The organism is Micromonospora sp. NPDC005172, from assembly GCF_040608555.1.
Lineage (GTDB): Bacteria > Actinomycetota > Actinomycetes > Mycobacteriales > Micromonosporaceae > Micromonospora.
The window spans coordinates 57,477-64,525 of the sequence record NZ_JBEXIL010000038.1; the positions used below are offsets into that span (position 1 = coordinate 57,477).

General features: G+C 70.0%; 7 protein-coding genes. 6 read left to right on the forward strand and 1 reads right to left on the reverse strand.

The features are described from left to right. The first annotated feature begins 121 nt into the window (after positions 1-121). The 5 genes from ABZV06_RS23565 (at position 122) to ABZV06_RS23585 (ending at position 4,660) form a co-directional block, all read left to right on the forward strand. Positions 122-1,264 (forward strand): LLM class flavin-dependent oxidoreductase, encoded by a 1,143-nt coding sequence (locus tag ABZV06_RS23565; protein WP_355243300.1) that lies wholly within the window; start codon positions 122-124, stop codon positions 1,262-1,264. Beyond that, on the forward strand, positions 1,261-1,896 hold the full coding sequence (locus ABZV06_RS23570) for an FMN reductase (protein WP_355243303.1): 636 nt from the start codon (positions 1,261-1,263) through the stop codon (positions 1,894-1,896). Before ABZV06_RS23565 ends, ABZV06_RS23570 begins: the two co-directional genes overlap by 4 nt. Positions 1,897-2,040: 144 nt before the next feature. Continuing rightward, entirely contained in the window at positions 2,041-2,541 is a 501-nt protein-coding gene (locus ABZV06_RS23575; protein ID WP_355243305.1) for a GNAT family N-acetyltransferase, read from the forward strand. Between the two features lie 9 nt (positions 2,542-2,550). Then, positions 2,551-3,192 (forward strand): hypothetical protein, encoded by a 642-nt coding sequence (locus tag ABZV06_RS23580; protein ID WP_355243308.1) that lies wholly within the window; start codon positions 2,551-2,553, stop codon positions 3,190-3,192. 127 nt (positions 3,193-3,319) lie between these two features. Next, a complete protein-coding gene (locus ABZV06_RS23585) occupies positions 3,320-4,660 on the forward strand; it encodes a hemolysin family protein (RefSeq protein ID WP_355243311.1) in 1,341 nt (446 codons plus the stop codon). Between the two features lie 24 nt (positions 4,661-4,684). Here the strand turns inward: ABZV06_RS23585 and ABZV06_RS23590 are convergent, their stop codons facing one another. Further along, complete coding sequence (locus tag ABZV06_RS23590; RefSeq protein WP_355243337.1) at positions 4,685-5,068, reverse strand: PaaI family thioesterase; 384 nt, start codon at positions 5,066-5,068, stop codon at positions 4,685-4,687. A 106-nt stretch (positions 5,069-5,174) separates the two neighbouring features. On the opposite strand from ABZV06_RS23590, the gene tyrS reads away from it, so the two are divergent. After that, positions 5,175-6,467 (forward strand): tyrosine--tRNA ligase, encoded by a 1,293-nt coding sequence (gene tyrS / locus ABZV06_RS23595; RefSeq protein ID WP_355243339.1) that lies wholly within the window; start codon positions 5,175-5,177, stop codon positions 6,465-6,467. The last annotated feature ends 582 nt before the right edge of the window (positions 6,468-7,049 follow it).

The following is a 7,049-nucleotide window of genomic DNA, read 5'->3' on the forward strand; positions in this document are numbered from 1 at the left end:
CCCGAGGGTGACCGGTGCCACTGCCGGGCACGCTGCCGACGGAATAGTTGACTCGTCAAATAAGTTGTGAGCTGCGTCCGGGTACCACGACGGCATCCGGTTGACACGCGAGGAGCTGGTCATGCAGTTCGGAGTCTTCACCGTCGGTGACGTCACGGTCGATCCGACCACCGGTCGGGAGCCGACCGAGCATGAGCGGATCAAGGCGATGGTCGCCATCGCACTGAAGGCCGAAGAGGTCGGGCTCGACGTCTTCGCCGCCGGTGAGCACCACAACCCGCCGTTCGTTCCCTCGTCCCCGACCACCATGCTCGGTCACATCGCGGCCCGCACCGAGCGGCTGCTGCTGTCCACCGCGACCACGCTGATCACCACCAACGACCCGGTGAAGATCGCCGAGGACTACGCGATGCTCCAGCACCTGTCCGACGGCCGGGTGGACCTCATGATGGGCCGGGGCAACACCGGCCCGGTCTACCCGTGGTTCGGCAGGGACATCCGCGCCGGCATCCCCCTCGCCATCGAGAACTACGACCTGCTGCACCGGCTGTGGCGCGAGGACGTGGTCGACTGGAAGGGCAAGTACCGCACGCCGTTGCAGTCGTTCACCTCGACGCCGCGTCCGCTCGACGGGGTGCCGCCGTTCGTCTGGCACGGCTCGATCCGCAGCCCGGAGATCGCCGAGCAGGCCGCGTACTACGGCGACGGCTTCTTCGCCAACCACATCTTCTGGCCCAAGGAGCACACCCAGCGGATGGTCGGCCTCTACCGCCAGCGCTACGCCCACTACGGCCACGGCTCCGCCGACCAGGCCATCGTCGGCCTCGGCGGCCAGGTCTTCATGCGCCGCAACTCGCAGGACGCCGTCCGGGAGTTCCGGCCGTACTTCGACAACGCCCCGGTATACGGGCACGGGCCGTCGCTGGAGGAGTTCACCCGGGAGACCCCGCTGACCGTGGGCAGCCCGCAGCAGGTCATCGACCGCACGCTCGGCTTCCGCGAGTACGTCGGCGACTACCAGCGGCAGCTCTTCCTGATGGACCACGCCGGTCTGCCGCTCAAGACGGTGCTGGAGCAGCTCGACCTGCTCGGCGAGGAGGTCGTGCCGGTGTTGCGCAAGGAGTTCGACTCGCTGCGCCCGGCGCACGTGCCGGCGGCGCCCACGCACGCCTCCCTGGTCGCCGCGGCCGGCGGCGCGAAGGACAGCACCGTGCACGCCGTCGACGACGTGACGGGCAAGGCGCCGGAGGGGGCGACCCGATGACCCGCCGTACGCTGGCCGTCGTGTCGGCGGGGCTCAGCCAGCCCTCGTCCACCCGGCTGCTCGCGGATCAGCTCGCCGGGGCGACCCGCGACGAGCTGGTCCGGCGCGGCCACGACGCGGAGCTGCGCGTGGTCGACCTGCGCGAGTACGCCCACGACGTGGTCAACAACATGCTCACCGGATTCCCGCCGGCCGCGCTGCGCGAGGCCATCGACACGGTGACGGGGGCGGACGGCATCATCGCCGTCACCCCGATCTTCAGCGCCTCGTACAACGGGCTGTTCAAGTCGTTCTTCGACGTCCTGGACGCGGGGTCCCTGGTCGACCGGCCGGTGCTGATCGGGGCCACCGGCGGCACCGCCCGGCACTCGCTCGCCCTGGAGCACGCCGTACGCCCGATGTTCAGCTATCTGCGGGCGGTGGTGGTCCCCACGGCGGTCTTCGCCGCGCCGGAGGACTGGTCCGACGGCACCGCCGACGGCGCTCTGCGAGGCCGGATCCGGCGTGCCGCCGGGGAGTTGGCCGACCAGGTCGAGCGCCGTCCGCCCACCAGCGGCCCGGCGGACCCGTTCGCCCTAACCACCGACTTCCTGCAGATGCTCGGCCGAGAGGGCGACACTCCGGTCAGGTGACCAGCAGCGACCGGGACCACCCCACTCCGACGCCGATCTTGCAGATTCTGTTGCGGGAATGTCCCTTTGATGGGCTGATGCCGCAGCAGGAAGTGCAAGATCGGCGGGGGAGGGGACGTCGGGGGTGGGGCGTACCCTCCCCGGATGACCTCTGATGTGCGGCTGCGGCCGGTGCGCGAGGACGACCTCGTGGAGTTTTTTCTGCACCAGCAGGACCCCGAAGCCAACCGCATGGCCGCGTTCGGTCCGGTCGATCCGTCGGACCACCGTGAGTTCGCCCGCCACTGGGCACGGGTGCTCACCAACCCGGCGAACCGGGTCCGCACCGTCGAGGCCGACGGCGAGGTGGTCGGCTACGTGAGCGCCTTCCCGGTCGACGAGCAGACCGAGGTCAGCTACTGGATCGACCCGACCCGGTGGGGCCGCGGCCACGCGACCGCGGCCCTGGCCGCCCTGCTGCGCGAGCTGCCCCGGCCGGTGCACGCCCGGGCCGCGAAGGACAACGCCGCCTCTCTCGCGGTGCTGCGCAAGTGCGGGTTCGTCGTGGTCGGTGAGGACTCGGGGTACGCCAACGGGCGGGGCGCGGAGGTCGAAGAGTGGCTGCTGGAGCTGCCCGCCGACGCCCCTGACCTGGGCGGGCACTAGTCTCGCGGGGTGAATTGGTTGGATCTGGTCGGCTGGGCCGGCTCTGCGGTGCTGGTGTGGTCGCTGCTGCAGTCGCGCATCCTGCGGCTGCGCGCCCTCAACCTCGTCGGCTGTTTCATGCTGATCGGCTACAACGCCGCCATCGAGGTCTGGCCCATGGTCGGGCTCAACGTCGTCCTCGCGGTGATCAACATCTGGTATCTGCGGGGGATGCTCGCCACCCGCCACGACGAGCAGACGTACCAGGTGGTCCAGGTCGGTGTCGACGACCAGTTCCTGGCCCACACGCTGCGGGTGCACGGGCCGGACATCGCCCGCTTCAACCCCCACTTCCACTGGGACCCGGCCACCGCCGACCGCTCGGCCTTCCTGGTGGTCACCGCCGACGAGGTGGTCGGGGTGGTGCTGTCGCACGCCGAGGCACGCGGGGTCGCCCAGATCGACCTGGACTACGTGACCCCGAAATTCCGTGACTTCACCCCCGGCGAGTTCGTCTACCGCCGCAGCCGCCTCTTCACCGAGCGCGGCTTCCACCGGGTCGTCAGCCCACCCGGCATGATCGCCCCCTACTACCACCGGCTCGGTTTCCGCCCGGAGGGCGACTCGTACGTCCTCGACCTGCCCGCGTCACCCGCAACCGAATCGGCGTAGCGTCACCCCGGCAGGATTCGGCCGAGGCCGCACGGGGCACAGAAGCGCGTACGCCGGGCGGGCTCGTCGACCGGCGGGCGCCGTGCGTACCGGCCGGCGTCACCATCGCAGAGGGAGCGAACCGGGCGTGCAGAGCTACGGGAGCCAACTGGCCCTGGTCGGGATCCTGATCGTGATCAACGCGCTCTTCGCCGGCAGCGAGATGGCGCTCGTGTCACTGCGGGACAGCCAGATCCAGCGGTTGGAGCGCACCAGCCGGGCCGGAGGCGTGCTCGCCCGGCTCGCCAAGGACCCGAACCGCTTCCTCGCCACCATCCAGATCGGCATCACCCTCGCCGGCTTCCTGGCCTCCGCCGCGGCGGCGGTCTCCCTCGCCAAGCCCCTCGTGCCGCTGCTCGGGATGTTCGGCGACGCCGCCGAGACGGTGTCGATCGTGGTGGTGACCCTCGCGCTGACCTTCGTCACCCTGGTCTTCGGCGAGCTGGCCCCCAAGCGGATCGCCATGCAGTCCGCCGAGCGGTGGGCCCTGTTGGTGGCCCGCCCGCTCGACGTGCTCGCCAGCCTGACCCGGCCGGCCGTCTGGGCGCTCGGCGCGACCAGCGACCTGGTCGTCCGCCTGTTCGGGCTCAACCCGAAGCACGAGCCCGAGGAGATCGGCCCGGACGAGCTGCGCGACATCGTCGCCGGCAACCACGGCTTCACCAAGGAACAGCGCACCATCATCGCCGGGGCGGTGGAGATCGCCGACCGGCGGTTGCGGGCTGTCCTCGTACCCCGGTTGCAGGTCTTCACGCTCGACAGCGGGACCACCGCGGAGGCCGCGCGGCTCGTGTTGGCCGCCACCGGGCACTCCCGCGCGCCGGTGGTGCGCCACGGCGGGCTGGACGACACCGCCGGTGTGATCCACCTGCGCGACCTGGTCGGCGTGCCCGACGACAGGCCGATCGACGAGATCGCCCGCCCGCCGATGCTGCTGCCCGACTCGCTGCCGGTGGTGGACGCGCTGCGTCAGTTCAAGGCCGAGCGCCAACACATCGCGCTCGTCGTGGACGAGCGTGGCGCCGTCGACGGCATCGTGACCCTGGAGGACATCCTGGAGGAGATCGTCGGAGAGATCTACGACGAGACCGACCGGGACGGCTACTCGGTCCGGCGCGAACCGGACGGCGCGATGGTGCTGCCCGGCACCTTCCCGGTGCACGACCTCCCGGACATCGGCGTCGAGCTGCCCTCGCGGCCGGCCGGCGACTACACCACCGTCGCCGGGCTGGTGCTGGCCCGACTCGGGCACATCCCGACCGTCGCCGGGGAGGACGTCACCCTGGACGGCTGGGTACTGACGGTGGCCGACATCGACCACCGGGCCATCACCGAGGTACGTCTGAGCCAGGTCCCCACCGACGACGGTGACGACAGTGACGACGCCGACGAGGCCGTCGAGCCGGTGCTGGACGAGGCCCGTAGCTGACCAGCCCCGGCGTCGCCCGGCCGGTCAGTCCCGGGAGAGGTTCTGCAACCGGACCTGACCGCGGGCGACCAGGCGCTCCTTGGCGTCGGTGATCTCCACCTGCCAGAGCTGCTGGCTGCGCCCCCGGTGCACGGGGGTGCCGACAGCCCGCAGCTCGCCATCGGGCACGGCCCGCAGGAAGTCGGTCTGGTTCGACACCCCGACCACCGTTCCCCGGTCGGCCAGCCAGAGCGAACCCCCGACGCTGCCCGCCGTCTCCACGACCGAGCAGTACACCCCGCCGTGCTGGATGCCGAACGGCTGGTGCAGCTCCGGGCGGACCTGCCAGCTGATGACGACGCGGTCGGGGGTCGCCTCCTCGAATGTCAGGCCGAGCAGGTTGACGAAACCACCCGTCAGATCCGGCATCTCCACGGCAGAACCCTCCTGAGAACAGTGGGGCGCAAGCGTAACCGGGCGCGTTGCCCCAAACCCGGTACGGGTCGATGCCGCCGATGGGGGAGAATCGGTGACCGTGACCGACAGCAACCTCCCGCCGTCCGGGCCGGACTCCCTGACCGACGACCTGCTCTGGCGTGGCCTCATCCAGGACTCGACAGGCCTCGACGAGCTGCGCGAGCTGCTCGACGGTGGGAGCGCCGCCACCTACTACGTGGGCTTCGACCCGACCGCGCCGAGCCTGCACGTCGGCAACCTCATGCAGGTGCTCATGGCGCGTCGGCTGCAACTCGCCGGCCACCGCCCGTTGCTGCTGGTCGGCGGGGCGACCGGGCAGATCGGTGACCCGAAGGAGAGCGCCGAGCGGGCGCTGAACCCGACCGAGGTCATCGCCGGGTGGGTCGAGAGGATCCGCGAGCAGCTCGCGCCCTTCGTGTCGTACACCGGGGACAACGCGGCGCAGCTGGTCAACAACCTGGACTGGACCGGTGAGATGTCGGTGGTCGACTTCCTCCGGGACGTCGGCAAGCACTTCCCGGTCAACAAGATGCTGGCGCGGGAGGTGGTGCGGGCCCGGTTGGAGACGGGCATCAGCTTCACCGAGTTCAGCTACCAGCTGCTGCAGGCGAACGACTTCTTCGAACTGCACCGCCGGCACGGTTGCCAGCTTCAGTTCGGCGGCTCCGACCAGTGGGGCAACATCACCGCCGGCGTCGACTACGTGCGCCGGCGGGGCATGGGGCCGGTGCAGGCCTTCACCACGCCGCTGGTCACCAAGGCCGACGGCACCAAGTTCGGCAAGAGCGAGGGCGGCTCCGTCTGGCTCGACCCGACCATGACCAGCCCGTACGCGTTCTACCAGTTCTGGGTCAACGTCGACGACCGCGAGGTCGACCGCTACCTGCGGTACTTCAGCTTCCGTACCCGTGACGAGTTGGAGGAGCTGGCGAAGGCGACGGCCGAACGACCCGCGGCCCGGCTGGCCCAGCGGGCGTTGGCCGAGGAGCTGACCACGCTGGTGCACGGCCCCGAGGAGACCCGGCAGGCGATTGCCGCCAGTCAGGCGCTGTTCGGGCGGGGCTCGCTCGACGATCTGGCCCCGGAGACTCTGCGCGCGGCGCTCACCGAGGCCGGACTGGTGCGCCTCACCGGCGAGCTGCCGGACGTGGCGGGTCTGCTGCGGGACTCCGGGCTCGTGAGCGGCCTCAAGGAGGCCCGTCGCGTCATCACCGAGGGCGGGGCGTACGTGAACAACACCAGGGTGACCGAGGTGGACGCCACGGTGTCGACAGGCGACCTGCTGCATGGTCGTTACCTGGTGCTGCGTCGGGGGAAGCGGTCGTTCGCCGGCGTTGAGCTGGGCGAATAGTCGACCGTCGACGATGTGACGGGGGACGCGTCCGGCGGATTTGACGATCATCGGGCCGGACGCGTAACTTTCTCTCTGCCAGCGCGGAACGGACGAAACAGGCGAAAGCCTGAAAGCGGCCGGAGCGCGGTGACGGCCTCGGGGGTCGGGCGGTTCTGCCGCCAGATCGCCGACCGGGTGGTGCCGACAGAACGCCGCGAGGCGGATTTGGTGCGGCGGAACCGACCGGGTAAGGTAGTCAGTCGGCAGGGAAACGGACGAGCAAGCGGGAGACCGCTGCGGCCGGCCTGCCACTCCATGAAGCGCACGGCGCAAGCCGGTCGAGTCATGGTGCCCGCAACACGGTGAAAGTACGACGAACCGTGAAACACCGGTTTGACACGGCGGAAATCGGCGGGTAACGTAGTAAAAGTGCCTGGCGCTGAAAGCGCCCGACACGCGGAACGAAAAGCCCCAAGTTGGGGTCCCAGAGATGGGGCTTCGGGTTGGTGTGTGGTTGTTCTTTGAGAACTCAACAGGGTGCTTGTAAAGCCAGTGCCAATTATGATTTATACCCCGGACTGGCAGCCTGCTTTTGGTGGG